This window comes from Leptospiraceae bacterium (assembly GCA_024233835.1).
Lineage (GTDB): Bacteria > Spirochaetota > Leptospiria > Leptospirales > Leptospiraceae > JACKPC01.
On sequence record JACKPC010000005.1, the window covers coordinates 440597 to 462701 of the forward strand.

Sequence of the window (22105 nt, forward strand, 5' to 3'; positions counted from 1 at the left end):
ATTATAGTATAGTATGAACTCCGGGGCATGGTCTGCTGTTTTTCAGTTCCCGTGGACTCTATGCGTGTTATATAATATAATAAAATTCTGTCAATAAAAAAAAGCCCTGCTTGTCAGGCAGAGCTTTGGAGTAATGGGATAAAAGAGGTAGATTATTGAATTGAGCCAAACAGCTCCAATTGCTGGGACTGGTTGATTTCAGTCAGGATTCTGTCTACCAGTTCGGGTTTGGACAAAATCACATTCATCTGGTAAATTGCATCCTCTCTGTCTATACCATTTACTAAAACCTTAAGGGTTTTAGATTCGATTATAAGCCATTCATCATATTCGTTTTTCATTATCTCCAGATGAAACGGGCAGTTTTTCAGTTTTAGAGGTTTAGCGTTCATGATTCATTCCCAAATAAATTTTTCTGCCCATCATGTTTTAAGTCATGCTCGAATCGCTCATACATCGTGCAGGTTCCATCATCTTTAACCAATGTATCCAGTATTGCCATGGCAGTTTTATTATTGCAGGCCTCGTAATTATATTCAACCTGAACCTCTGCAATAGGACAGGGCTGATCACCGTATTTGCATTTTGCACACTGTTCGTCAAATGCCATTCCATCAGTTCCATTTGCAAAATAACCCATATCATTCACCGTCCTTTTTGGCTATAGTTTCAGCCAATATTTTATCTAAATATTCCGTAATATTCATTCCCTGTTTGGTTGCTTCGGTTAAAAGCCTCTGGTATTTATGAAATTCAATTCCAACTGATTTGAAAATTTTCATCTCTTAACACCTTTTTTTAAATTATACATATACTTTTTCAGAGTATAGATGGAACATTTCAAATTTAGAATATTGATAATTTGTTCGTAGGAATTACCAATTTTTTGAAGTCCGAGGATTGTCTCTACAGGGAATCGGAACGTCTGTTTTGGTTCGGATGCAAACTCATAATTCCGTTTTTGCTTAAACGACAAATACATCAGTCGACAATACTCCTCTGAATAGCCATATTTTTCAGAGAGTAGTTTGTAGTTTGGGCTTTTCCAGTTGCCTATGATTTGTTTCATCTCCTCATCGAAAGCCTGTTTATTTTGAATTTCTTGTAAATCGTCTGTCATGATAAAACTCCTGATTGTAATAGATTAATATAATACTGTCTAAGAATAAAAAAGGACTGTCCGCAAACAGTCCTGTGAAATACAATGTTTGTCGGGTAAGTGTCCGGCACTGGACAGATTCGGACACTTTTAGACACGTTCGGACACCCTATTTTTCGATTGAAACGCCGGTGAAATTACCCTGATTCGTGAATCAGACGAATTTGGCAAAGCACCGGATTTTTTTTCACGAGTCGGAATTACCCTGCATTCACCCTCATGCTCGGAAAACAGAAGCTCTTTAATTTCCGGTCTCATTTCAAAAACATGGTAATGAATTTCATGGTGAGTAGTATTATTGGAATTATTATAGGTCACAGAGCTATTGTGAGAACCCTTATGATATTCCAAATAATGACTCACGGTTTTTGAGTTACTCAGAGTTTTGGAAACCGCATCACTCACACGATTCAGAAAGCGGTTCACCACTACTCCGGCCATAAACATGAGCATCATCACTCCCCCTATGCCAACATATTGCTCTAAAAATCCCATATTACCTCCTTTTCCCGGTAGGGGAGGGCTTGGCAGGCTTAGCCGGTTTCAATGATCCAGGAGAAAAGAAGTTATTATCGAAGTCTGATTTGTATTTCGCTACCTCATAATTATCTTCTATTTTCATTTGTTTATGATAAATCAGGTTCTTATCCTGACCGAACTCCTGAGAGCTTGTTAGAGCCTGGATAATACGCTCATTCTGGGCATGAATACCGGTATCCTGAAGGATTTTATACTTGATGGCATCCAGAACCGGCTGTTCATAAATAGAAAACCCATAGCGTCCGGAGTCTTCCAGAACATGTTTGGCTGCATTCACTACAGAAATAGGTTTCACTTCAATCTGAACGTGGTTTTCTGTGTTATTGCTGACCTGGTTACTGTTGATTGTAGCCTGTTTATATTCCAGTAAACCTGGACCCACATTCACAGCTCCATTTTTGTTCTGAATCCATATATTTGTGATAGATTTAAAATCAAAACCAACGGCAAAACGGAACGCTAATATGGTCACGAATGCTACGGTTGCCAACACGAAAAAATTCTCTAAATCGTTATACTTCACCGGAACGTATTTCACAAACACAAGAACCATAGGAATCGCGAGTAAAATCAATAGTGTCCAGAGAATGTTCGGATGTTTTTTAAAGATGTCTATCACTGTCTATACCTCCATTAATTACTTTGAAAAGCATACGTTGCTTGTCCGGTTCTGTTTTAGTTTGTTTCTTTGCTGTCCGAGGTTTAGTTTCCAGACCTGCCTCTTTCATATACATGTAAACCTTTTGTCTGGAAATGTTCAGAGACGATGCAATTTTAGTTACAGGCGTATTCTTCTGTAATTCCAGAAGAACCTTATCACGCTCGCTCAATTCCTCCGGACGGGATTTAAGTTCAGCAATAATCAACTCACTGGAAAAATACAAACCTGCCGGGAAAAAGAGGCTCAAGAAAATAGCAGCCAAAATCTTGTGAATCAATTGAAACCAGTCCGGGTGTTTCAATTGCGGATTAGACATATACTGAGTATACAATTTTAGATTCTCATTATACACTTTCAAATCTTCACTGTATTGAGCTTTAGCTAAATCAAATTCTTTCTCCAACTTCTTCTGAGTATCCCAGAAAATAGAAGTTTGTAAAACGGGCTTGGTTGGTTCTACAGGCTTTTGAATCTCTACAATTCCTGAGTTATCCAACCAGAATTGATGAACCGGTTTAATAGAAATATACAGAGCCAGAATAATTGTTGAAATAGTATAAATTCTACCGATTTTATTGTCCATAAACACGAAAAACGTAATACCCAAAACAGCAACTACCGAAATCAAAGAGCTAATCAACCAGTGATTGCTGATAACAAAGAATTCGAAAATTCGGAATCCTTCACCCAGGGCACAAATAGGATAGATAACCATTGCCAGGATAATCTTAATCAAATTAATCATGTTCTGCCTCCAAATCCTCAATGCGCTTACGTAAATCAGCCTCAAAAACCTGCTTGGTTACGGGTTTAAAACCATGTTTCGCTTGAAATAAACTTAAAAATTTCTCTAAAAGAGATTTATCAACCGTAACGGTTCTATATTTTGCTTGATCATCATTAGCCATAATGCTACACTCCTAAAAAAAACTGACAGATTATATAACACCATAAATAAGAATCAAGTAAATATCGCATATAAGACAGAAGTTATATAAAAAAATATCAATAAAGGAACTATCATGAATCAGAACGAAATAAAATTCAGTCACCTCTACTATAAAATGGAAGATGTGGAATATAAGTTTCCCATAACGCTATTAGATGTATTTGTAACCAGGGCAGAGAACTTGACAGGTGAGTTCAAGGAATACGATACAAAGTATTTTGATGGGAAGACAATGCAGAATTATAAACTTCCCAAAACCGGAGAGGTATTAATCCTATTATTTCTCGACCATAAGAACCGACTCTTCACAACTGTCAGAACCCGCTATGGAAAAAATAAACAGGATAAGTTTGTCTATTACAAACAAAAATGCGGACAACGATTTAAGGTGAATCTACTAAACCAAACAGCATAATATTTTATAAAAAAGGAATATAATATAAAAAAGTGGTTGCATTTTATACACCGTATATTAGTATATTTATATCGGAGGTAAATGATGACACTAATAATATTAATCATTTTCTTTCTAACCACTCTCGGAGTAGTCGCTTGGACGGGCTGGCTTCTCTGGAAATGGTTAGAAGAAAATGACAGAAACTAAAAAAGAGGCTGCCCGCAAGGGCAGCTTCCGTTTCTTCAATTATTAGTGCTCATTTATTCTCTGTCAAGGAGATTTTATGATTTGGGTTTACTCAATATTCTTAGTAATTTCAACCAGTATTTTACTGTATGACCATTACATCCTCTACAACCTCTTAAAGCTACCCATGCAGCTTTGTATCGTTATCTCGGTTCTTGGGATAGGTTTTTCTTTTATACTCGCATACATCAAACAAAGACTTATGTATTCTCTATTACTGCTTACAACATTTGGGACATCATTTTTAAGTATAGTTGAGCTATTTAAAAATAATAGTATCCAGGAACCAATTCAATATATCGCGGTAAGAGTTATTACATACGCTTTATTCTTTTTGTCTACAACTGAGGGTGTAAAACTAACCATCGGGAAGGAAACATGAAAGCATTAGAGATAGCATCCAAAATCCAGGAGTATAAAATAATTTTACTACAGGATTTCACAAGGTTAGTTGAGCAACATGGTTTAAGACCGAGCGCTAAAATATTGGGCATCAGTCACTCAGGAATCTATAAGGTTATCAATGGACATCCCGTCAAAATAGAAACTCTGGCTGAGTATATACTCAGATTTTCTGAGTATGAAAAAGAAAATAAATAGCTGATAAGTTGCCCATGCTTTTAATTTTTACTCAAAAATTTGACTGAGTGGGCTTATAAAAACTCTTCAAATTCTATACTTTTTTCTTTAAATCCGGTGAATTATCGTTGTATTTCAGTTGGATTTAATTCTGTTATGGTATAAAATTATTGTTAGTTTATACATCTTCCAATACCTTTTCAGTTTGAATGATAATACGAGTTCCATTTCGTTCAATTTCAACTTCCCTGATATGTTTTACTATATATTCAAGAGGTGCGGAAAACAAATAGTATTGTTTTGGATAATAATGTTTATCAATTATCTTTCCGCATCCAACCACTCCACCCGGATCATTTTTGGGCCTACACTCATCAATACGATAAATTTTATCTCCATCTTTTAAAAAAGAGTGTCTTTTAAATCCTTTAACTTCAAAATATTCTCCAACTCCATCATTTGGATATATAAACCTTACTCCTGAACGTACTCCATAAATACCAAAATCATGCCTGTCCAGTTTGTGGTATTTCTCATTATTATAAAATACTATATAACAAGCTTTAACAAGCCTGCATCTATTGGATTCAGCAAAAATTGAAATGCTATGAATGATAGAAAAGAGAATTGTCACTATTAGATATCTAATCAACATTTTTATACTTTCTCCTTTTTATAGAAAGTCCATCTTCCCTTCGAAGCTTATTGATATTTGTTTCAATATCTTTGCCCTTAATCTGTATATAAGTTTCCTTTCCGTTCTTAGTTATCTTTTGATATGCAGGAATTCCCACCAGTAATAATTCTTCAAGGTCATTTACTTTTTCAATTTTTCCATCTGAAGTCAGATTGTATACGGGCAATGCTTTTTTATCATCACCTATTTGATTATTTTGATATTGGAAAGGGTGGTTCCAGGTTGTCTCTATTATCTCCCCGTTAGATAAACGGATTTCAAAAAGCGTATCTACCTCGTGATAAAAAAGTTCTGTGACTTTTTTATACACAATCTTTCTGGAAGCCTCGTCTTTTGATAGCACTATATCCCCAATTTGAATCTCTTCGATTTTTTTGAAACCGTTTTTTGTGGAGATTAGAGTCCCCGCGACAAAACAGGGGTTCCTGAGCGTTAAACGAAGGATTTTTACAGTAGATTAGAATAGGTAATATATAGCTTTAAGAGAGTTCTAAATGTAGATAAGACTTGCCATCCATATCTCTCCAGCCTGTTTTGGAAAGCTCTAAAGCTTTTGTTTTTAACCAGGATTCAGCAGTGCCTATGCAGTGTAGATAATCGCTATCATTAAAAGAAATAAAATAATCTAAATAGTCATTGGTAATATATAGAACATTAATCGGGAATTCATGGAGAAACTTAACTATTGACTGTTTTTCTGGAAAAATGTATATTGTAGAATCATCTGATTTTTCAAAAAATAAAATATATTCCTTATATTCTAAAAAATCATCTAACCATTTCCATGACTCATCACTACGAATACTAAATCCCTTTCCTGTAGTAGCAACAGCTTCCCAAAAAAGAGAGGAATAATCCCTGCCATCGGCAAATTTTTCTGATACTTTTTGCCGAAAAAATATTGATTCAAGTGGAGACATCTCTTCCATTCGGTAATTAGTTGCGTCTAAAGCTTCTTGAATATTTTCTTTAAAATAATCTCTCATTTTATCGCCCTAAAGTATGGAACACAATCCATAAAAATGTGTCCTCTGACTCTTTTTCCTCCTTTACCGGAGGTCTGATAGCCTATATGAAAAACGTCAGGACCATTAAAAACATGAGGAGCATCAATATTTACTTCCGCTCCACCAGAGCCTTGCCATCTAACAATGCCTGTCTTCCCATTAATATCTTTCGCCCATTCTTTTGCCTGAAAAGACTCAACAGGCACACCTGTTTTTTCAAATGCCAGCTTTAAAGCTTCTACAAATGGAACACCGGTTCCACGCAGGTCAATATCCCCAGCCTGAATTTCATAGCCTGTTAGACTTCCAATTTGACAGAAATAATTCTCATTGCAAGCAAATAATTTTATACCTTTTACTTTCTCCAAAAGTTCACAAAACCTATCTTTCTCCCATTTTTCAAGAGGAACACGCTCCTCCATCTTTGCTTCTAAATTGCTCAGTTCGAGCTTTTCCACCTCAAGCTTATCTGGGTTCTTAAGCTGGCTTATAGTTATGATAAGGATACTTCCGATAAGAAAAACAAGAAATAAGATTATAAAATTCTTTTTATATTCAGATTTACTTTTATTTGAATGCCTGTATGTCTTTTTATAATTATAGTTTTTGTATTCTTTTATTGGTTTATAATCTATTTTCATTATCACATATAACAATATATATGTTTAGCAGTCAAATTATTTTTATCTTCACTCAGATTTTCAAAACCTATCTGCACTTTTCACACTCCTTAAGAACTTAATGCCAGATACATGTAGCTTCCCAGAAAAAGAAAGGGTAGATTCCAACTTAAAAGAATTATATTTCGGTTCTGTTCGTAAACATCTTTAGCAAGTCGGTAATAGTATTTGCCGGAATAGTAGATTCCCCATAGCAAATAGAATATCCATAAGCCTAAGAGTATAGCCAGACGAAGTTTTGTTGGCTCATCTGTTATTGGGTAAAATGTGTTGGTAAGAAAGATTAGAAAAATAGATAAGATTATATAAGTATTGCTGTATATACTAAAAACGGTGTTGGTTTTTATATTCCTGTTTTTTTCTCCGAAGAGGTATAAAAAAAGATAGCTCGCAACTATCATGTATACCTCGAAAGCAAAGAGGCTTATAAGTATATAGACTATATTATAGGGATAAATGCTGAGTATATGAGGGATTTTAGATGTTGGCTGTTTCTCAAGTGCCTTTCGAAGCATCTCATTTAAGACCTGCATGTCTTTATAGTTGAGTAAGTAGACGCTAATATTCAGTAAGACATATACTCCTAATAGGATAAAGGTATATTGGATAGTTTTTTTAGCAAAGTCTTCTTTTTGGAGTTCCTGTAGCTCGGCTTCAGTCGGGAACAACATTTCTTTTGTGAGCCGGTAATGATTCCGAAGGCTTTCTCGAATTGTTTTTAGCATTTTTTATTTTCCTTTCTTTCCCGGTCTAATCCCGGCCAATTTGACCGGCCCTGAAGAACCGGTCTGAGGTCGGTCTGATGGCTTATCCATTATCTTTTGAAAACTGTCCTTCTCTCCACTTGCCTTGAAAGATTAACTTCCCTGTCTTATCTTTCAATATTCCCTCCCCGTGACGCTTGCCATCTTTCCATTCCCCGATATACTTGCTTCCGTCATCGTAAATGTAGATTCCTTCTCCTTCGTAGATAGTCCCGTTTTTATAGATTCCCTTCATTTCCCTGCCTCCGGGCAGGGTAACAATTCCCTCACCCTCCGGTTCTCCGTTTTTCCACATACCTGTGTAGCGGGTTTGGTCATTCCAGGTGTAGATGCCCTTTCCCCATTTCTTGTCCTTATGAAAGAAGCCGCTGTAGGTTTCCCCACCGGGGTAGCTGTAGGTGCCGAAGCCCTGCTTTTTTCCTTTGTGCCAGCTACCTTCGTAGCGGTTGCCCTTAGCATCGGTAAACGTGCCAAATCCGTGCTGTAGCCCGTCTTTGAATTCACCTTCATAGCGAAGACCTTTGGTGAATTCTAAAATCCCCCTGCCGTTCTTACAGTCACCCTGCACGCAGTTCCCCTTCGGGTTTTGTAGCACTACCACGAGGGTAAATATGGCTCCCAATAGAAGGGAGAATATAAGAATTAGCTTATGGAATCGTTTTTTCATTTTGTTTAACACTCATTGACTGGCTCTCTCTTCCCCCTATCTCTACAGTGGTACCACATCCTCTCCACGTTTTCCCCCATAGGGGGATTCTCTCCTGAGATTTTTCTCCAACTGTGGAACAGGGGGCTAAAAATAATCTCCCCATTCCCAGAAGAAAAATATTAAATATCTATGGTTCAAAATAGTCTACGTTATAACAATAGACATCTTCAATTTTTTGGAACACATACATCTGGGGGTATGGTTTTTTATCCCTCCTGTTGATAATATATATTCTATAAATAACATTTTTATTCTTATCGTAAGCTTCTGGTTCTATATCTAAACGGATATTATTATTTCTCATTTCCTCAGGAATTTCTTTAAAAGTAGAAATGTCGAAAGCAAATTCGTAAGGCAGAGGATAGGTTTTATTTTTAGTTGTTAGATCTTTGAAATGAATATCCAAAAACTGTTCTTTATTTAAATCTTTAACCTTTCGCCCGGCACGAATATATCCTTTTTTATAATCGAGTATATTTTTACCATCAGCAGATTTATCGCCGTAATCACACATCATAGATAGGGTTTTTCGTATATCACCTTTTGCCATGAATTGCTCCAATTTTTCAACTTCTTGAAGGAGACCCTGTTTTTTAATTTGCTCAATCCCGTTTGTGCGATTCAAATCCAATTCTGGTGTAATTCCCAAATGAATATTATTAGTAATTATTAAATAAATTCCCCAAGACTTGCCATGTGCTTCTTTTAGTTTTTTTGTATCCATCTCATTTACATTCGGAATTTTATCTGGTGGGGGTTTATTATATAGCTTCCATAATTCCTCATTTTGTTTCATCATTGTTTCCTTGTCTACTCCCCAGGTTCTCTTAAAAGATTCTTCCCGCAATTTCTGTAATTCCAGATTTACATCTTTTTCTTCACTTTTACAGTAGAATAAATTTAATAATAACACTACACTAAGGATTTTGTAAATATTTATCTTCAAAATTTTTTCTCCCGGATATTTTATTTAAATAATATAATGGATCTATAAAATATCCATTTTTCCCTTTTATTCTGCTAATTATTTTGGTGTTTGAATCTCTATATTGAGAGTTTACTTCAGTTACCCATTGAGGATCCTGTATAAGTTTTCCTGTAGTATCATCTCTTTGCCGATATGTATAATTCGGAAGATGATCCACATGTACATTGAAATGTAGATGTGCTCCTTTACTATTCCCTGTATAACTCATATTTCCCAATTTGTCTCCATTTTTAGTAGTTTTACTTTCAGGAACGACATATGCTTTATCTAAATGTTCAGTTGTTATTGTGTATCTTTCTGGCCATATCATACCTGGCTCGCTGATGCTTACTGAATTTCCATAAACATGTAAGTCTCCACGTTTCGACTTTGCTTTCAAATCATTCATTATTTCAGAATCAGAATTTGTATAATCAGCTCTTCCGAAAGAAAAAACATTACCACCATCTCCATAGATTCCACATTGAGTGCTACCACAAGTTTGTTGCCCAGGCATTCGTTCTCCCTTTGTTGTTTCAGTAACTTCTCCATCAGTAATGGCATAAACACCTTTTGACCCAGCTCTGGATAATGTATTATCACCCGCTTCGGTTAATATTGCACTTATATCAAGTCCATCATGCTTACCATTGTTTCCAGCAAATGGATATCCTCCTCCTCTAACAATAAATCCTCCCTGTTCACCAGTTAAAGGATTTGTGGCATATTTGTTGAGTCGATAAGAACGTGGAGTATTGTTACCTGTTGAAGTTTCTATATTTTCTTCATATGAAGATTCAGGTAAACTATCTTCATATTCATTGTAAGCATTCAGTAAGTCAACTTGCTTATCAAATAGCTCCTTTCTTGCTAATGTGATTTCATGTTCCTTTTTCTTCTTGCTTGACATATCTCCCCATGAAAAAGGATTCCACCACTTTGAGCCATCAGTATTTGATGCATTATTCCACTCAACGAATAAACGTTGTATTTGTGCTCTCTTTTTTTCATAATTAATAATTTCCTCTTCCAATAAAGATTCTAAAGAATCTGTTAAAAGTTTATTCGTTTCCAATGTTAACTTTTGAACATCAGTTGCTCTTTTGTAATCAGAAGGATCATAATTATGCACCAGCACCGCGTTTTCTGTCACGAAGTAGGTGTGATTGTCTTCCACCTCGAAGTTATAGACCAGCTCATCTCTGTATTCCTGCTCCACAGACAGTACCTCCATAGAACACCTCGGTTGCTGAGCGAACCGCAGGTGAGCCGAAGCACAGCTACCATCCGCATACTTCGACGCGCTTCGCTTGCTCAGTAACCGGATGTAAGCTATCCCGTTATAGCTTTTTTCCACACTGCCTTTGACTGATGATTTAAACCACCAGTCAGGAGAACAGTCCATTACCTAAAAGTAATCTCCCCATTCCCAGAAGAAAAATATCTTACGGAGGATGTGACGGTTTTGGATTTCTTTTATTCTTCTTCTCTGGCGGCTTCTTTTCTTTAGAACCTAACTGAATCCATTTTTCATACGTAATATCATCATCCTTAGTCAACGCTTTCTCTTGAACTTTTTCTGAGTTTAATTCTCCATCTTTAAAAAATAAATATAAATTTGGATATAGATATTTTTCGAAGTTTTGATATCGTTTCTTATCCAGGTCCTTAGTATTTATCTCAATAATCTTTTTATTTCGTATCAGCGTGATTCTATTGATTTTTAATTGAATATCTTCTATTTTTGCAATAAGAAGATACCACTCTAAATCTATATAATTTTCAGGTAGAAATGAACGAAAGCTATATCGTGGGTTTTCATTTAAAAAATCGCAGTTATCTATTTTTATTATTTCATCTCTATTTTTAATGAAATAATTCTCAAGTATTTCTTTTCGATCCCTAATAAAAGCTTTTTTATCCCTATATCCAATGTAAATAAAACTTCTCATATCCATCAAGATAGACCTTTTCAATTTTTCTTCTTCATTAATATTAATGTGACAATTTTTAAATCCTGGTTCCTTTATTAACTCCTGGAACGATGGCTGACCACAAGATATAATTATAAGAGGTATGAATAGTATGAAATATAAGATATTTACCATATTTAATAACCCTTTCTTATTGGTAATTTATGTTCTTTTCTGATAAGATTTTCAGTTGCGAACGTATCATGCTTCATTCCCAAATAATAACGTAAATAGTTACTTATAGAGTTTTGCGGGTAATCCATTTCTTTTGTTCCTTCCTTATCTTTAAATATTTTCACTTCATGGGAATCTCTTGTGACTGCTTTTGCTTCAACTAATTTTGTAGTTCCAAGCTCATCTATGCCCCAAGATTTAAAAAGTTCACTTTGGTGATGAATTTCAACTTTGTCTCCTAAGCCAAATCCATTTACATCCTGAGCCACATGAATTAGTTCGTGAGCGATACCTATATATTTAGGATTTAATACTTTGGCTTCTTCAACATCAACACATTCTATTTTGCCTTTTTTCTTTCCCATACCTTCATCTCCAGTATACTCCACATAACCTCCCGCTTTAGTCGTTGCTAAATTTATTTCCAAATTTGTGTTTGAACCTACTCCAGGGGTCACAGAACCTTTTCCATAACTCCTGACACGCATTTGAATATGGCTATCTTTATCATCTGATAAAGATATTTTTACTTTTTTATCATGGTTAACAAAAGCATCATACATAAGTTCTTTAGAATATATTTTTTTGTCATCAAGTGAATTTACTTGTAACAGTTTTAGATTGCCATCTTCATCTATATAAATTTTAGCCGTGTCAGATATCTTATTCAGCTCATTTAGGAATTTCTCTTTAAGCCCTTCATCATCTCCATCGATTGAATCAAGTTCCTTAAAACTAATATTGTCTAAGCTAACTGTCTCAACATCTTTTACAAATTCAAATTTCGTAATACCATTCTTTACTCGTTGAAGAAAACCTTCCATGCCATATTTTTCGGTGTTAGCTATTTCTCTAAGTTCATCTTGCTTATTATTGCTTAGAATGTATTGGAGCTTACCCTTCTCATAATTATGCACCAGCACCGCGTTTTCTGTCACAAAGTAGGTGTGATTGTCTTCCACCTCAAAGTTATAGACCAACTCATCTCTGTATTCCTGTTCCACAGAAACAATCTCCATAGAACACCTCGGTTGCTGAGCGAACCGCAGGTGAGTCGAAGCACAGCTGCCATCCGCGAGGACAGAGCGGTCGCCGGGCCTTATGTCTTTGGCCTCTTTCCACACTGCCTTTGACTGATGATTTAAACCATCAGTCACAAGGAAAGGGTGGTTCCATGTGGTTTCGACTATCTTTCCATTCGCATAGGTGAGCTTAAAGATAGTCTTCACCTCGTTACGGAAAAGCTGTGTCACGGGCTTGTATTCGGTCACACCGGTTTTTTCGTTATAGGACAGCACCACATCCCCAATTTGAATCTCTTCGATTTTTTTGAAACCGTTTTTTGTGGAGATTAGAGTTCCGGCGACAAAACAGGTGCGCTGGTGGTAGACGCCGTTTGCATCTACCCAGCCGTCGTCATCTACATTGCTTCCCTGTAAAATTTGCCAGGCATCGTTTGCATCTCCCACAAATTTAGTCCATAAACTATCATCTTTGTTTTTTGACCAGCCGGAGGCTTCGTCATCTGTAGGAGGCATTTTTCCTGCCTTAACAGCTTCCTGTATCAGCTCCTTATTCAAAGCCGAAATTTGCTTGGGAGTGAGGGAATCAAGGAGATTCTTCTTGACGAATCATTCTGTGAATAGTTTATAAGCTCGGTGGATCATAATTCTTTTTTCAAAATCACTTTCCAGAACCGCGAAAATGCTATCGACTTCCTGAAACACAAATTACCTCAGGAGTTGTTAAAAGACATTCTATTGGATTCTCTCGAAATAACAAAAGATAGTTTCGTCGATGCCAATTATCAGGATGTGCATTCGGATATGCTCTTCAAAGTTCCGATAGCCGGCAAAGATAGCTACATCTATCTTCTTCTCGAACACAAAAGTTATCCCGATAGAATGACTTCATTTCAGCTATTGAAATACATGCTCGGAATTTGGAGCCTTCATATAAGCCAGGAGAAAAAAGAGAAGTCGCTTGTTCTTCCTCTTATCCTGCCTGTGCTTTTATATCACGGAAAAAACGAATGGCAATATGGTGATGATTTTCAGAGCTTACAGGAAATGATGCCGGGCTGGGAAAAATACCAGGTCAATTTTTCCTATATAGTTTATGATTTCTCCAGGTTTCAAGAAGAAGATATAAAAGGAGAAATAACTACGAGACTCTTTACCCTGCTCTTGAAATATATCAATCGTGAAGAGTTTGAAGAAAAGCTGGTGCAAATTATTTCCCTACTTGCGGAATTAGCAGAAAAGAAAACCGGCATGGAATATATAGAAACTGTCCTTCTCTATATGCTATCAGGTGTGAAAAAAATTGAACTTGACAGTCTAAAATCAATGATGGAAACTAAAGAAAGCAGGAGAGTAAAGGATATGCTGGTTTCACTGTTAGATAAAATTGAGCAAAAAGGCTATAATAGAGCCTTACATCTTGTAGAAACCGAGAAAAGAAGAGCTGAACTTGCAGAAAGAAGGGCTGAAGACGAGAAAAGAAGAGCGGAGGACGAGAAAAGAAAAGCGGAAAACGAGAAAAGAAGAGCCAGAAGAGCAGAGTGGAAAAAAACGCTCAGAACGGCTATTTCTATGCGAAGAAAGGCTCTTGATATGCCCCTGATTGCGAGCATCACCGAACTCGATGAAAACTTTTTAGAGAGACTTTTCCGCCGAATAGGGGTTTAATTTTCTATCCCGGCCAATTTTCCCGGCTCTGAAGGACCGGCGCCGTCGTCACTCGAATTCACTCCGGGAGGAAGTTTGGAATCCTATTTTAAGAGAGTTCTAAATGGAGATAAGACTTACCATCCATATCTCTCCAGCCTGTTTTGGAAAGCTCTAAAGCTTTCTTCTTAAGCCATGTTTCTGCTGTTCCGGTAGCGATAAGATAATCATGGTCGTTAAAACAAATTAAAAATTCTAATTTTTCATTTGTTAGGTAGAAATCATCAATATATGATTCTTCTAAAAATCTAACAATAGATTGCTCTTCAGGAAATATATAAATATTCGGATCATCTGATTTTTCAAAAAAAATGATAGTTTCTTTTCCTTCTAAGAAATCATCCAACCATGCCCAGGCTTTAGAATCACGCACAGAAAAGATTTCATCAATATTTTTAAAATGTTCCCACAAATATCGATGCTTACTTCCTTCAAAGTAAGAATTTATAATCTTTTCTCTGAAAAAGATAGATTGAAGCTGTGTCATATCCTCCATTCGATAACCGGTGGATTTTAATGCATCAACTAGTATTTCCTTCATTGAATTAATCATTTACTTCTCTAAAAAAAGGAACACAATCTAAGAATATATGACCCCTTTGTTTACTACCTTTTTTCCCTTTTGTTTTATAGCCTATGTGAAAAACATCCGGACCATTATATTTATGGGGAGCATCAATACTTACTTCTGTCCCAAAAGGACCTTTCCACTCTACAACAAATGTCTTCCCATTAATATCTTTCGCCCATTCTTTTGCCTGAAAAGACTCAACAGGCACACCTGTTTTTTCAAATGCCAGCTTTAAAGCTTCTACAAATGGAACACCGGTTCCACGCAGGTCAATATCCCCAGCCTGAATTTCATAGCCTGTTAGACTTCCAATTTGACAGAAATAATTCTCATTGCAAGCAAATAATTTTATACCTTTTACTTTCTCCAAAAGTTCACAAAACCTATCTTTCTCCCATTTTTCAAGAGGAACACGCTCCTCCATCTTTGCTTCTAAATTGCTCAGTTCGAGCTTTTCCACCTCAAGCTTATCTGGGTTCTTAAGCTGGCTTATAGTTATGATAAGGATACTTCCGATAAGAAAAACAAGAAATAAGATTATAAAATTCTTTTTATATTCAGATTTACTTTTATTTGAATGCCTGTATGTCTTTTTATAATTATAGTTTTTGTATTCTTTTATTGGTTTATAATCTATTTTCATTATCACATATAACAATATATATGTTTAGCAGTCAAATTATTTTTATCTTCACTCAGATTTTCAAAACCTATCTGCACTTTTCACACTCCTTAAGAACTTAATGCCAGATACATGTAAATTCCCAGAAAAAGAAAGGGTAGATTCCAGCTTAAAAGGATGATGTTTCGGTTTTGCTCAAAAACATCTTTCGTGAGCCGGTAATAGTATTTGCCGGAATAGTAGATTCCCCATAGCAAATAGAATATCCATAAACCTAAGAGTATAGCCAGACGAAGTTTTGTTGGCTCATCTGTTATTGGGTAAAATGTATTGGTAAGAAATATTAGAAAAATAGATAAGAGTATATAAGTATTACTATATATACTAAAAACGGTGTTGGTTTTTATATTCCTGTTTTTTTCTCCGAAGAGGTATAAAAAAAGATAACTCGCAAGTATCATGTATACCTCGAAAGCAAAAAGGCTTATAAGTATATAGACTATATTATAGGGATAAATGCTGAATATGTGATGAATTTTCGATGTTGGCTGCTTTTCAAGTGTCTTTCGAAGCATCTCGTTTAAGACCTGCATGTCTTTATAGTTGAGTAAGTAGATGCTAATATTCAGTAAGACATATAGTCCTAATAGGATAAAGGTATATTGGATAGTTTTTTTAGCAAAGTCTTCTTTTTGGAGTTTTTGTAGCTCGGCTTCAGTCGGGAACAACATTTCTTTTGTGAGCCGGTAATGATTCCGAAGGCTTTCTCGAATTGTTTTTAGCATTTTTTATTTTCCTTTCTTTCCCGGTCTAATCCCGGCCAATTTGTCCGGCCCTGAAGGAACGGCCTGAGGTCGGTCTGATGGCTTATCCATTGTCCTTTGAAAACTGCCCTTCTCTCCATTTTCCTTGAAAGATTATCTTCCCTGTCTTATCTTTCAATATTCCCTCCCCGTGGCGCTTGCCATCTTTCCATTCCCCGATATACTTGCTTCCGTCATCGTAAATGTAGATTCCTTCTCCTTCGTAGATAGTTCCGTTTTTATAGATTCCTTTTAATTCTTTTCCTCCGGGCAGGGTAACAATTCCCTCACCCTCCGGCTCTCCGTTTTTCCACATGCCGATGTAGCGGGTTTGGTCATTCCAGGTGTAGATGCCCTTTCCCCATTTCTTGTCCTTATGAAAGAAGCCGCTGTAGGTTTCCCCACCAGGGTAGCTGTAGGTGCCGAAGCCCTGCTTTTTTCCTTTGTGCCAGCTACCTTCGTAGCGGTTGCCCTTAGCATCGGCAAACGTGCCAAATCCGTGCTGTAGCCCGTCTTTGAATTCACCTTCATAGCGAAGTCCTTTTGTGAATTCTAAAATTCCCCTGCCGTTCTTGCAGTCGCCCTGCACGCAGTTTCCCTTCGGGTTTCGCAGCACTACCGCGAGGATAAATATGGCTCCCAATAGAAGGGAGAAGATAAGGATTAGCTTATGGAATCGTTTTTTCATTTTGTTTAACCTTTATCCGAGCCGGACCTGGCTTCGGCTCAGACAGATGTGGTTGCTGAGTAAGGTCGTAAGACAGCACCTTGCCCCCTGAGCGATGCCGCAGGTGAGCTGAAGGGCATTGTCCATTACCTAAAAATAATCTCCCCATTCCCAGAAGAAAAATATCTTACGAAGAATGTGACGATCCTGTATTTCTTTTTTCCTATATAGCTCTTTGATATCAAACTTCATTCGAACTCGTTTACCATCAACTAATCTCCCAACTTCTATCGTTTTAATTAAATGTGGAACAGATTTTGGAAATAGTGCTAAAATATCAATCAACGGGAGATGAGCTTTTTTCTGTTCATATTTCATTTTAAATTCAAGCATCGATTGTACATAAGGATTACACTCATCAATCTGGTAAATCCAATCATTGGGTTCAAGCATGAATTTATGAGATTCGGGAACCTTTTTAATTTTCCAGTAATAAGGCTCATTTACATCGTTAGCGGAAAAACCTATAGAACCTCCTTCACCCCATTCATAAAAAGCGTTGTGATACAGAGAACGCTTCTCTACTTTCATTTTAAAGAAACATTGTTTTATCGTATAGCACATATTATAAGCTGGGTTAGAATAATCACATTTTATATCTTCTGAAAAAACACTTGTTATAAAAAATAAATTAATCAATAATCCTATTAATAAGTTAATCTGCATGTTTTTACACCTCTACTTTTTAAATAATCACAGACTGTCGGGATCGATAAAGTCATGTTTAATTGACTTTCAGTTGCCGGTTGATAAGTCACAATTTCTTTTCCATCAACAATAATTGTATTTTTAACATATAGCATTTCTTGTGTATTTTCTATTTTCACTTCTTCTAATGTTACAGGATCACCATAATTCCCATTACTGTCTTTCCTAAAAAAAGTGTGATTATCAACATCTCCTTTACTTGTTCCCTCGGAATTAAGAATAACATGAGATAATTCATGATATAGGAATGTATCCATACTATAATTAACTGTTGTAGCTTCTCCTTTTTTATGGAAAACACCATTTTTATCTACCGTGTCTTCAGTATAGTATGCTGACATTGGCTTTTGAAGATCAGTTGGATCAATTTGGATAGAACTTCCAGTACCACTTCCATCTATCGCCTTTGATTCATCATCAGGTCTTACTGATGAGCCTCTATAAATAACGTTAGATTCAAATTTTGATGGCGTTAACTGAGTATGGGAAACTGAAGCGTAATTCCCAAAATTAAATGATATGGGTTTTGTTTTAGATACTTCTTTTAATTTTAGCAACATAATATTTCCAGGATCATCTTTATCATATCCTTCCTGTGCATTAATTTTCAATTCTCCTGTTTCTTTATTTATAGTTACTTCAACCTTCCCATCTTTTGATAAGGACGCCAAGTTATTCTGTATTTTACTCATTTCTGAATCTGGTTTATTGACAATATAAATTCCTTTAGAGTATTTATACACATCACGAAAATTCTCAGAATACAATTTATTTAATGCATCTATACTTGAAGTCAATTGTGCAATGTCAATATCTTTATAAACCCATCCTGTAGACGGAATTGTGCCTTTCGGTAATACCTCTAATAAGTTTCTCTCATAATCCTTATGTTCTTCAATATAATCTTCTAAATATTTTTTTGTTTTTGTTCCATTTTTTACTTCTTTATTTATTTCATCAATCTTTTTTAAATAACTTATAGCTTGATATAATGATGCTTCACTCAAGCCCTTCTCATAATTATGCACCAGCACCGCGTTTTCTGTCACGAAGTAAGTGTGGTTGTCTTCCACCTCGAAGTTATAGACCAGCTCATCTCTGTATTCCTGTTCCACAGACAGTATCTCCATAGAACTGCCGTCCGCGTACTTCGACGCGCTTCGCTTGCTCAGTAACCGGATGTAAGCTATCCCGTTATAGCTTCTTTCCACACTGCCTTTGACCGATGGTTTAAACCACCGGTCAGTGAAACAGTCCTTTACCTAAAAAAAATCTCCCCATTCCCAGAAGAAAAATATCTTACGGAGAATGTGGCGGTTTTGGATTTCTTCTAATCTTTTACGCTCTTTTTCTCTGGCTGCCTCTTCTGCTTTTTTCCTTTCTTTTTCCTGCCTGACTATTGATTGTGCTTTAGCAACATCCATTAGAAATTGAATATAGCTTTTATTAGGGTAACTTTTCTTGTATTTTTTATAAGCTTCTCTTAGCCTTTTTTCGCTCTCTTTTTTAGCTTTCATATATTTCTGATATTCTTCTTCAAGATTCAGAACCATTCGCTTTCCATCCCGCTCGATTTCGACCTCTTTGATTTCTTTTATTATTTCATCATAAGGAGCTGCTATAAGATATTCTAATTTCGGAACAACTTTCACCTTTCTGCAATAATCAAAATGCATACAACGATTCCTTTCTATCTCATATATTCTATCAATATAGGGGTCACATTTATCCCATCGAAAAATCTTATCCTGTATTTTTAAAAAAGGATGAGAATAATTTAATTTTTCTATGATTCTATAACCTTCAAAAACTCCATTTACAAAGTAAGAGCCTCCTCCAATATAGATTTCTTTATCCGAACCATAAGAATGACGTGGGTATCCATATATCATTTCTCCCCGTTCTCGCACTACAACACAATCTATTGGTTTTACTCTTTGTTTAGCAAGTTCCACCATTTCGGGAGAATCCATTTTTTTTGCTGCCTCATAAAGTTGTCTATCAATACAGGTTATATTGTAAAAACATAAGAATACAAATGACAGTCTAATATACAATTCTTTTATAATCAATGCCTTTCTCCTCACGCCACTGGTTTGTATTGTAGGTATTCCACTCTGTATTATTGGATTCTGGAATTTCAATAAAATCTGCATATTTTTTCTGTTCTTGCAGATTATTATTGTTTACAGCGATAGCATAATTTGCCTGTCTATATGCATCATAGAAATTATACCAATTTTCTGCTACCGGTGCTTGCATTTGATATGTAGCTATCCCGCCTGTTGTCCTTACTTCTTCATATTTGACAGGTTTGAAATTTCCATCTTTATCCTTTTGCCATACTTCGGTATCAGGTAAAATATTGCTGAAAGGAGAACCAGAACCTGCTGGTTGATCGAATTTCCTGTCTTCTCTAATAGCATGAATCACTTCATGAACAACTGCCTCATCAAAACTTATATTCCTTTCTTTCGTAAAGAGAAGTTTATCGAAATAATCAGGTAAGAATGTATCATCAAATGTAGTAAATGTTTTTTCTTTTAATTGATCCGGATTTAAATTAATTCTTATTGTTTCTTCCTTGGTTTCACTATTTGTATATTTTTGCATTTGATTTCCTCTTCTTGCCGCTTCTCCCTTTGAATCTATATACAAATCTTCTTTTCCATGATTCATCACAAACTCAACTTTTCCATTTTTAGAAGCCTGAGCTAAATCACGAATAATTTTATTTCCTAATTTGTTCATGTCAGTATTTGGATCTATTATAAATTTAAGCTCTCCTGTCTCTCTATTAATTTCAACCTTACATTTTCCGTCTGTCGATATGTTATTTAGGGATTTTTCAAGCTCTTCAATATCTTCATTGGATAAATTAAGAATAGCTGCTCCGGGATTCTTTAATGGCTGCCTAAAATCTGTATCCTTCATTCCTTCAATTTTATATTTTTTTATCAATTCCCTTACAGTCTTATCATCCATCTCATTTGCACCAGATAGCATATTCTCAATTTCGTTCTTTCCTTCTTTAGTATTTAGATCTAAACCCTCCTTAGCTGCAATTGCTAACATTAAATTTTCCTTCGTTGTTTTATCAATAATCCGAGAATCAATTTGTGCTAAGGTATGGTAGTCCAATCCGGCATAATTATGCACCAGCACCGCGTTTTCTGTCACAAAGTAGGTGTGGTTGTCTTCCACCTCGAAGTTATAGACCAACTCATCTCTGTATTCCTGCTCCACAGACAGTATCTCCATGGAGTTACCATCCGCGTACTTCGACGCGCTTCGCTTGCTCAGTAACCGGATGTAAGCTATCCCGTTATAGCTTCTTTCAACACTGCCTTTGACCGATGGTTTAAACCACCGGTCAGGGAAACAGTCCATTACCTAAAAATAATCTCCCCATTCCCAGAAGAAAAATATCTTACGGAGGATATTGCGGTTTTCCGCCTCTGTTTTAAAAATGATTCTTTTTCCATCACGTTCCACTTCAACTTCTTTGATGTGCTTTACCATTTCGTCTAAAGGTGCAGCAAAAAGGTAGTATAACCTTGAATAGGTGTGTTCATCTTTATTTGTTTTAAAGCAAGTTCTACGTAAAGATTCACGATCAAATTGCATTTCACACTTATCAATACGATACACTTTATCTCCCGGAAGAATAAAGGAATGCTTTTGATATAGATGTGCAATTATTACATATTCCGGATGATCTGGATCATGACCCAGATCAAGGCCACCTGAGTGCATAACACGATTTCCTATTTTGGAATGATACTCAGAATCCTTAAAAACTATATAACAATATTCTAATTCTTTGCAATAATCTACTTCTGCATTTATTTCACTCCCTAAAAACAGAACTGTTGATAGAGTTAAAATAATAAAATATTCTCTCATTTAATAAACCACTCTCTTAACCTTTTCTCCGTGTTCAGCTCGAATCATATTCACATTGGGTTCGATCTGTTTATCAGTGATTTTTACATACGTCTCTTTATTGTTTATTACAACCTTCTTATATGCGGTAATTCCAACCGTTGATAGTTCTTCTAAATCTTTTACATCATGAAATGTTCCATCCGGATGTCTCTGATAAACAGGTAAAGGATTACGCTTATCATCCAATTCGTTATTCTGATAAAACGATTGCATTCCAGATTTTATAATATTCCCATGAATGATTTCATGAGCAAGAGTGTATTTACTTTTCATATTTTGAGTCACGATGTCCCCCTTTTTGTGAATGATTTTACCACTGGAGTCTTTTACATCTTCAGTATATTCAAAAGCTCTTGTTTCTTTTGACTTTGAGTTTATGGACATTCTTGTTTCCTTTCCTCCCCACTGCGATGCTTCTGAACGACCCGAACCTTCATAGGTAAAAGTGCTCAGTTTATCATCGTTGGTAAGTAGCATTTGAATTAATGTCTGATT

32 protein-coding genes are annotated in these 22105 nt (G+C 35.9%); 4 read left to right on the top strand and 28 right to left on the bottom strand.

Annotation, left to right across the window (positions count from 1 at the left end):
- Positions 1 to 152: 152 nt before the first annotated feature.
- The 8 genes from H7A25_22370 to H7A25_22405 form a co-directional block, all read right to left on the bottom strand.
- Positions 153 to 392, bottom strand: coding sequence for a hypothetical protein (locus H7A25_22370; protein ID MCP5502660.1), 240 nt, complete (start codon positions 390 to 392; stop codon positions 153 to 155).
- A complete protein-coding gene (locus tag H7A25_22375) occupies positions 389 to 640 on the bottom strand; it encodes a hypothetical protein (GenBank protein ID MCP5502661.1) in 252 nt (83 codons plus the stop codon). Before H7A25_22375 ends, H7A25_22370 begins: the two co-directional genes overlap by 4 nt.
- A 1-nt stretch (position 641) precedes the next feature.
- On the bottom strand, positions 642 to 782 hold the full coding sequence (locus tag H7A25_22380; GenBank protein MCP5502662.1) for a hypothetical protein: 141 nt from the start codon (positions 780 to 782) through the stop codon (positions 642 to 644).
- Positions 779 to 1120 (bottom strand): hypothetical protein, encoded by a 342-nt coding sequence (locus H7A25_22385; GenBank protein MCP5502663.1) that lies wholly within the window; start codon positions 1118 to 1120, stop codon positions 779 to 781. The genes H7A25_22380 and H7A25_22385 overlap by 4 nt, the downstream gene beginning before the upstream one ends.
- 129 nt (positions 1121 to 1249) lie before the next feature.
- Positions 1250 to 1654: a hypothetical protein gene (locus H7A25_22390; GenBank protein MCP5502664.1), complete on the bottom strand. Its 405-nt coding sequence runs from the start codon at positions 1652 to 1654 to the stop codon at positions 1250 to 1252.
- A 1-nt stretch (position 1655) separates the two neighbouring features.
- Positions 1656 to 2318, bottom strand: coding sequence for a hypothetical protein (locus tag H7A25_22395; protein MCP5502665.1), 663 nt, complete (start codon positions 2316 to 2318; stop codon positions 1656 to 1658).
- The gene (locus H7A25_22400; GenBank protein ID MCP5502666.1) at positions 2302 to 3105 is read right to left on the bottom strand and encodes a hypothetical protein; all 804 of its coding nucleotides are present in this window, start codon (positions 3103 to 3105) and stop codon (positions 2302 to 2304) included. The genes H7A25_22395 and H7A25_22400 overlap by 17 nt, the downstream gene beginning before the upstream one ends.
- Complete coding sequence (locus H7A25_22405) at positions 3098 to 3268, bottom strand: hypothetical protein (protein MCP5502667.1); 171 nt, start codon at positions 3266 to 3268, stop codon at positions 3098 to 3100. Before H7A25_22405 ends, H7A25_22400 begins: the two co-directional genes overlap by 8 nt.
- Positions 3269 to 3382: 114 nt before the next feature.
- On the opposite strand from H7A25_22405, the gene H7A25_22410 reads away from it, so the two are divergent.
- The 3 genes from H7A25_22410 (at position 3383) to H7A25_22420 (ending at position 4552) form a co-directional block, all read left to right on the top strand.
- Entirely contained in the window at positions 3383 to 3724 is a 342-nt protein-coding gene (locus H7A25_22410; protein MCP5502668.1) for a hypothetical protein, read from the top strand.
- A gap of 265 nt (positions 3725 to 3989) precedes the next feature.
- Positions 3990 to 4334 carry a hypothetical protein gene (locus tag H7A25_22415; protein MCP5502669.1) on the top strand — a complete coding sequence of 115 codons (345 nt, stop codon included), beginning with the start codon at positions 3990 to 3992 and terminating at the stop codon, positions 4332 to 4334.
- Positions 4331 to 4552, top strand: coding sequence for a hypothetical protein (locus H7A25_22420; protein ID MCP5502670.1), 222 nt, complete (start codon positions 4331 to 4333; stop codon positions 4550 to 4552). The genes H7A25_22415 and H7A25_22420 overlap by 4 nt, the downstream gene beginning before the upstream one ends.
- Positions 4553 to 4709: 157 nt before the next feature.
- Here the strand turns inward: H7A25_22420 and H7A25_22425 are convergent, their stop codons facing one another.
- The 10 genes from H7A25_22425 to H7A25_22470 form a co-directional block, all read right to left on the bottom strand.
- On the bottom strand, positions 4710 to 5186 hold the full coding sequence (locus H7A25_22425; protein MCP5502671.1) for a hypothetical protein: 477 nt from the start codon (positions 5184 to 5186) through the stop codon (positions 4710 to 4712).
- On the bottom strand, positions 5176 to 5673 hold the full coding sequence (locus tag H7A25_22430; protein MCP5502672.1) for a Hint domain-containing protein: 498 nt from the start codon (positions 5671 to 5673) through the stop codon (positions 5176 to 5178). Before H7A25_22430 ends, H7A25_22425 begins: the two co-directional genes overlap by 11 nt.
- 34 nt (positions 5674 to 5707) lie before the next feature.
- Positions 5708 to 6214 (bottom strand): hypothetical protein, encoded by a 507-nt coding sequence (locus H7A25_22435; protein MCP5502673.1) that lies wholly within the window; start codon positions 6212 to 6214, stop codon positions 5708 to 5710.
- Positions 6211 to 6876 (bottom strand): hypothetical protein, encoded by a 666-nt coding sequence (locus H7A25_22440; GenBank protein ID MCP5502674.1) that lies wholly within the window; start codon positions 6874 to 6876, stop codon positions 6211 to 6213. The genes H7A25_22435 and H7A25_22440 overlap by 4 nt, the downstream gene beginning before the upstream one ends.
- A gap of 89 nt (positions 6877 to 6965) precedes the next feature.
- Positions 6966 to 7640 (bottom strand): hypothetical protein, encoded by a 675-nt coding sequence (locus H7A25_22445; GenBank protein MCP5502675.1) that lies wholly within the window; start codon positions 7638 to 7640, stop codon positions 6966 to 6968.
- 82 nt (positions 7641 to 7722) lie between these two features.
- Complete coding sequence (locus H7A25_22450) at positions 7723 to 8346, bottom strand: membrane-binding protein (GenBank protein MCP5502676.1); 624 nt, start codon at positions 8344 to 8346, stop codon at positions 7723 to 7725.
- Between the two features lie 169 nt (positions 8347 to 8515).
- The gene (locus H7A25_22455) at positions 8516 to 9334 is read right to left on the bottom strand and encodes a hypothetical protein (GenBank protein ID MCP5502677.1); all 819 of its coding nucleotides are present in this window, start codon (positions 9332 to 9334) and stop codon (positions 8516 to 8518) included.
- Entirely contained in the window at positions 9306 to 10574 is a 1269-nt protein-coding gene (locus H7A25_22460; protein ID MCP5502678.1) for a hypothetical protein, read from the bottom strand. The genes H7A25_22455 and H7A25_22460 overlap by 29 nt, the downstream gene beginning before the upstream one ends.
- Positions 10575 to 10800: 226 nt before the next feature.
- Complete coding sequence (locus H7A25_22465) at positions 10801 to 11463, bottom strand: hypothetical protein (GenBank protein MCP5502679.1); 663 nt, start codon at positions 11461 to 11463, stop codon at positions 10801 to 10803.
- 2 nt (positions 11464 to 11465) lie between these two features.
- Entirely contained in the window at positions 11466 to 13082 is a 1617-nt protein-coding gene (locus H7A25_22470) for a hypothetical protein (GenBank protein MCP5502680.1), read from the bottom strand.
- A 78-nt stretch (positions 13083 to 13160) separates the two neighbouring features.
- Between H7A25_22470 and H7A25_22475 the strand changes: the two genes are divergently transcribed.
- Positions 13161 to 14192, top strand: a complete 1032-nt coding sequence (locus H7A25_22475) for an Rpn family recombination-promoting nuclease/putative transposase (protein ID MCP5502681.1) — start codon at positions 13161 to 13163, stop codon at positions 14190 to 14192.
- 88 nt (positions 14193 to 14280) lie between these two features.
- Here H7A25_22475 and H7A25_22480 read toward each other — a convergent pair whose 3' ends face one another.
- From H7A25_22480 to H7A25_22525, 10 genes are all read right to left on the bottom strand, one after another.
- On the bottom strand, positions 14281 to 14772 hold the full coding sequence (locus H7A25_22480) for a hypothetical protein (GenBank protein MCP5502682.1): 492 nt from the start codon (positions 14770 to 14772) through the stop codon (positions 14281 to 14283).
- 4 nt (positions 14773 to 14776) lie between these two features.
- The gene (locus H7A25_22485; GenBank protein MCP5502683.1) at positions 14777 to 15445 is read right to left on the bottom strand and encodes a hypothetical protein; all 669 of its coding nucleotides are present in this window, start codon (positions 15443 to 15445) and stop codon (positions 14777 to 14779) included.
- An 89-nt stretch (positions 15446 to 15534) separates the two neighbouring features.
- The gene (locus H7A25_22490; protein MCP5502684.1) at positions 15535 to 16209 is read right to left on the bottom strand and encodes a hypothetical protein; all 675 of its coding nucleotides are present in this window, start codon (positions 16207 to 16209) and stop codon (positions 15535 to 15537) included.
- Between the two features lie 82 nt (positions 16210 to 16291).
- Complete coding sequence (locus tag H7A25_22495) at positions 16292 to 16915, bottom strand: membrane-binding protein (protein MCP5502685.1); 624 nt, start codon at positions 16913 to 16915, stop codon at positions 16292 to 16294.
- A 129-nt stretch (positions 16916 to 17044) separates the two neighbouring features.
- Positions 17045 to 17620 carry a hypothetical protein gene (locus H7A25_22500; protein MCP5502686.1) on the bottom strand — a complete coding sequence of 192 codons (576 nt, stop codon included), beginning with the start codon at positions 17618 to 17620 and terminating at the stop codon, positions 17045 to 17047.
- The gene (locus H7A25_22505; GenBank protein ID MCP5502687.1) at positions 17602 to 18777 is read right to left on the bottom strand and encodes a hypothetical protein; all 1176 of its coding nucleotides are present in this window, start codon (positions 18775 to 18777) and stop codon (positions 17602 to 17604) included. The genes H7A25_22500 and H7A25_22505 overlap by 19 nt, the downstream gene beginning before the upstream one ends.
- Before the next feature lie 147 nt (positions 18778 to 18924).
- A complete protein-coding gene (locus H7A25_22510; protein MCP5502688.1) occupies positions 18925 to 19635 on the bottom strand; it encodes a hypothetical protein in 711 nt (236 codons plus the stop codon).
- Between the two features lie 73 nt (positions 19636 to 19708).
- The gene (locus H7A25_22515) at positions 19709 to 21052 is read right to left on the bottom strand and encodes a hypothetical protein (protein ID MCP5502689.1); all 1344 of its coding nucleotides are present in this window, start codon (positions 21050 to 21052) and stop codon (positions 19709 to 19711) included.
- Positions 21053 to 21055: 3 nt separating this feature from the next.
- Positions 21056 to 21568: a hypothetical protein gene (locus H7A25_22520; GenBank protein MCP5502690.1), complete on the bottom strand. Its 513-nt coding sequence runs from the start codon at positions 21566 to 21568 to the stop codon at positions 21056 to 21058.
- Positions 21569 to 22105: hypothetical protein (locus H7A25_22525; protein MCP5502691.1), on the bottom strand; the 537-nt coding region annotated here is incomplete at its 5' end.

Bases quoted from the DNA above. Each gene is read 5' to 3' on its own strand.
- H7A25_22440 (MCP5502674.1), bottom strand. From the start codon at position 6,876: ATGAAAATAGATTATAAACCAATAAAAGAATACAAAAACTATAATTAT.
- H7A25_22480 (MCP5502682.1), bottom strand. From the start codon at position 14,772: ATGAAGGAAATACTAGTTGATGCATTAAAATCCACCGGTTATCGAATG.
- H7A25_22495 (MCP5502685.1), bottom strand. From the start codon at position 16,915: ATGAAAAAACGATTCCATAAGCTAATCCTTATCTTCTCCCTTCTATTG.
- H7A25_22485 (MCP5502683.1), bottom strand. From the start codon at position 15,445: ATGAAAATAGATTATAAACCAATAAAAGAATACAAAAACTATAATTAT.
- H7A25_22370 (MCP5502660.1), bottom strand. From the start codon at position 392: ATGAACGCTAAACCTCTAAAACTGAAAAACTGCCCGTTTCATCTGGAG.
- H7A25_22500 (MCP5502686.1), bottom strand. From the start codon at position 17,620: ATGCAGATTAACTTATTAATAGGATTATTGATTAATTTATTTTTTATA.
- H7A25_22390 (MCP5502664.1), bottom strand. From the start codon at position 1,654: ATGGGATTTTTAGAGCAATATGTTGGCATAGGGGGAGTGATGATGCTC.
- H7A25_22405 (MCP5502667.1), bottom strand. From the start codon at position 3,268: ATGGCTAATGATGATCAAGCAAAATATAGAACCGTTACGGTTGATAAA.
- H7A25_22435 (MCP5502673.1), bottom strand. From the start codon at position 6,214: ATGAGAGATTATTTTAAAGAAAATATTCAAGAAGCTTTAGACGCAACT.
- H7A25_22420 (MCP5502670.1), top strand. From the start codon at position 4,331: ATGAAAGCATTAGAGATAGCATCCAAAATCCAGGAGTATAAAATAATT.
- H7A25_22450 (MCP5502676.1), bottom strand. From the start codon at position 8,346: ATGAAAAAACGATTCCATAAGCTAATTCTTATATTCTCCCTTCTATTG.
- H7A25_22465 (MCP5502679.1), bottom strand. From the start codon at position 11,463: ATGGTAAATATCTTATATTTCATACTATTCATACCTCTTATAATTATA.
- H7A25_22520 (MCP5502690.1), bottom strand. From the start codon at position 21,568: ATGAGAGAATATTTTATTATTTTAACTCTATCAACAGTTCTGTTTTTA.
- H7A25_22385 (MCP5502663.1), bottom strand. From the start codon at position 1,120: ATGACAGACGATTTACAAGAAATTCAAAATAAACAGGCTTTCGATGAG.
- H7A25_22515 (MCP5502689.1), bottom strand. From the start codon at position 21,052: ATGGACTGTTTCCCTGACCGGTGGTTTAAACCATCGGTCAAAGGCAGT.
- H7A25_22425 (MCP5502671.1), bottom strand. From the start codon at position 5,186: ATGTTGATTAGATATCTAATAGTGACAATTCTCTTTTCTATCATTCAT.
- H7A25_22380 (MCP5502662.1), bottom strand. From the start codon at position 782: ATGAAAATTTTCAAATCAGTTGGAATTGAATTTCATAAATACCAGAGG.
- H7A25_22445 (MCP5502675.1), bottom strand. From the start codon at position 7,640: ATGCTAAAAACAATTCGAGAAAGCCTTCGGAATCATTACCGGCTCACA.
- H7A25_22510 (MCP5502688.1), bottom strand. From the start codon at position 19,635: ATGGATTCTCCCGAAATGGTGGAACTTGCTAAACAAAGAGTAAAACCA.
- H7A25_22410 (MCP5502668.1), top strand. From the start codon at position 3,383: ATGAATCAGAACGAAATAAAATTCAGTCACCTCTACTATAAAATGGAA.
- H7A25_22415 (MCP5502669.1), top strand. From the start codon at position 3,990: ATGATTTGGGTTTACTCAATATTCTTAGTAATTTCAACCAGTATTTTA.
- H7A25_22490 (MCP5502684.1), bottom strand. From the start codon at position 16,209: ATGCTAAAAACAATTCGAGAAAGCCTTCGGAATCATTACCGGCTCACA.
- H7A25_22375 (MCP5502661.1), bottom strand. From the start codon at position 640: ATGGGTTATTTTGCAAATGGAACTGATGGAATGGCATTTGACGAACAG.
- H7A25_22400 (MCP5502666.1), bottom strand. From the start codon at position 3,105: ATGATTAATTTGATTAAGATTATCCTGGCAATGGTTATCTATCCTATT.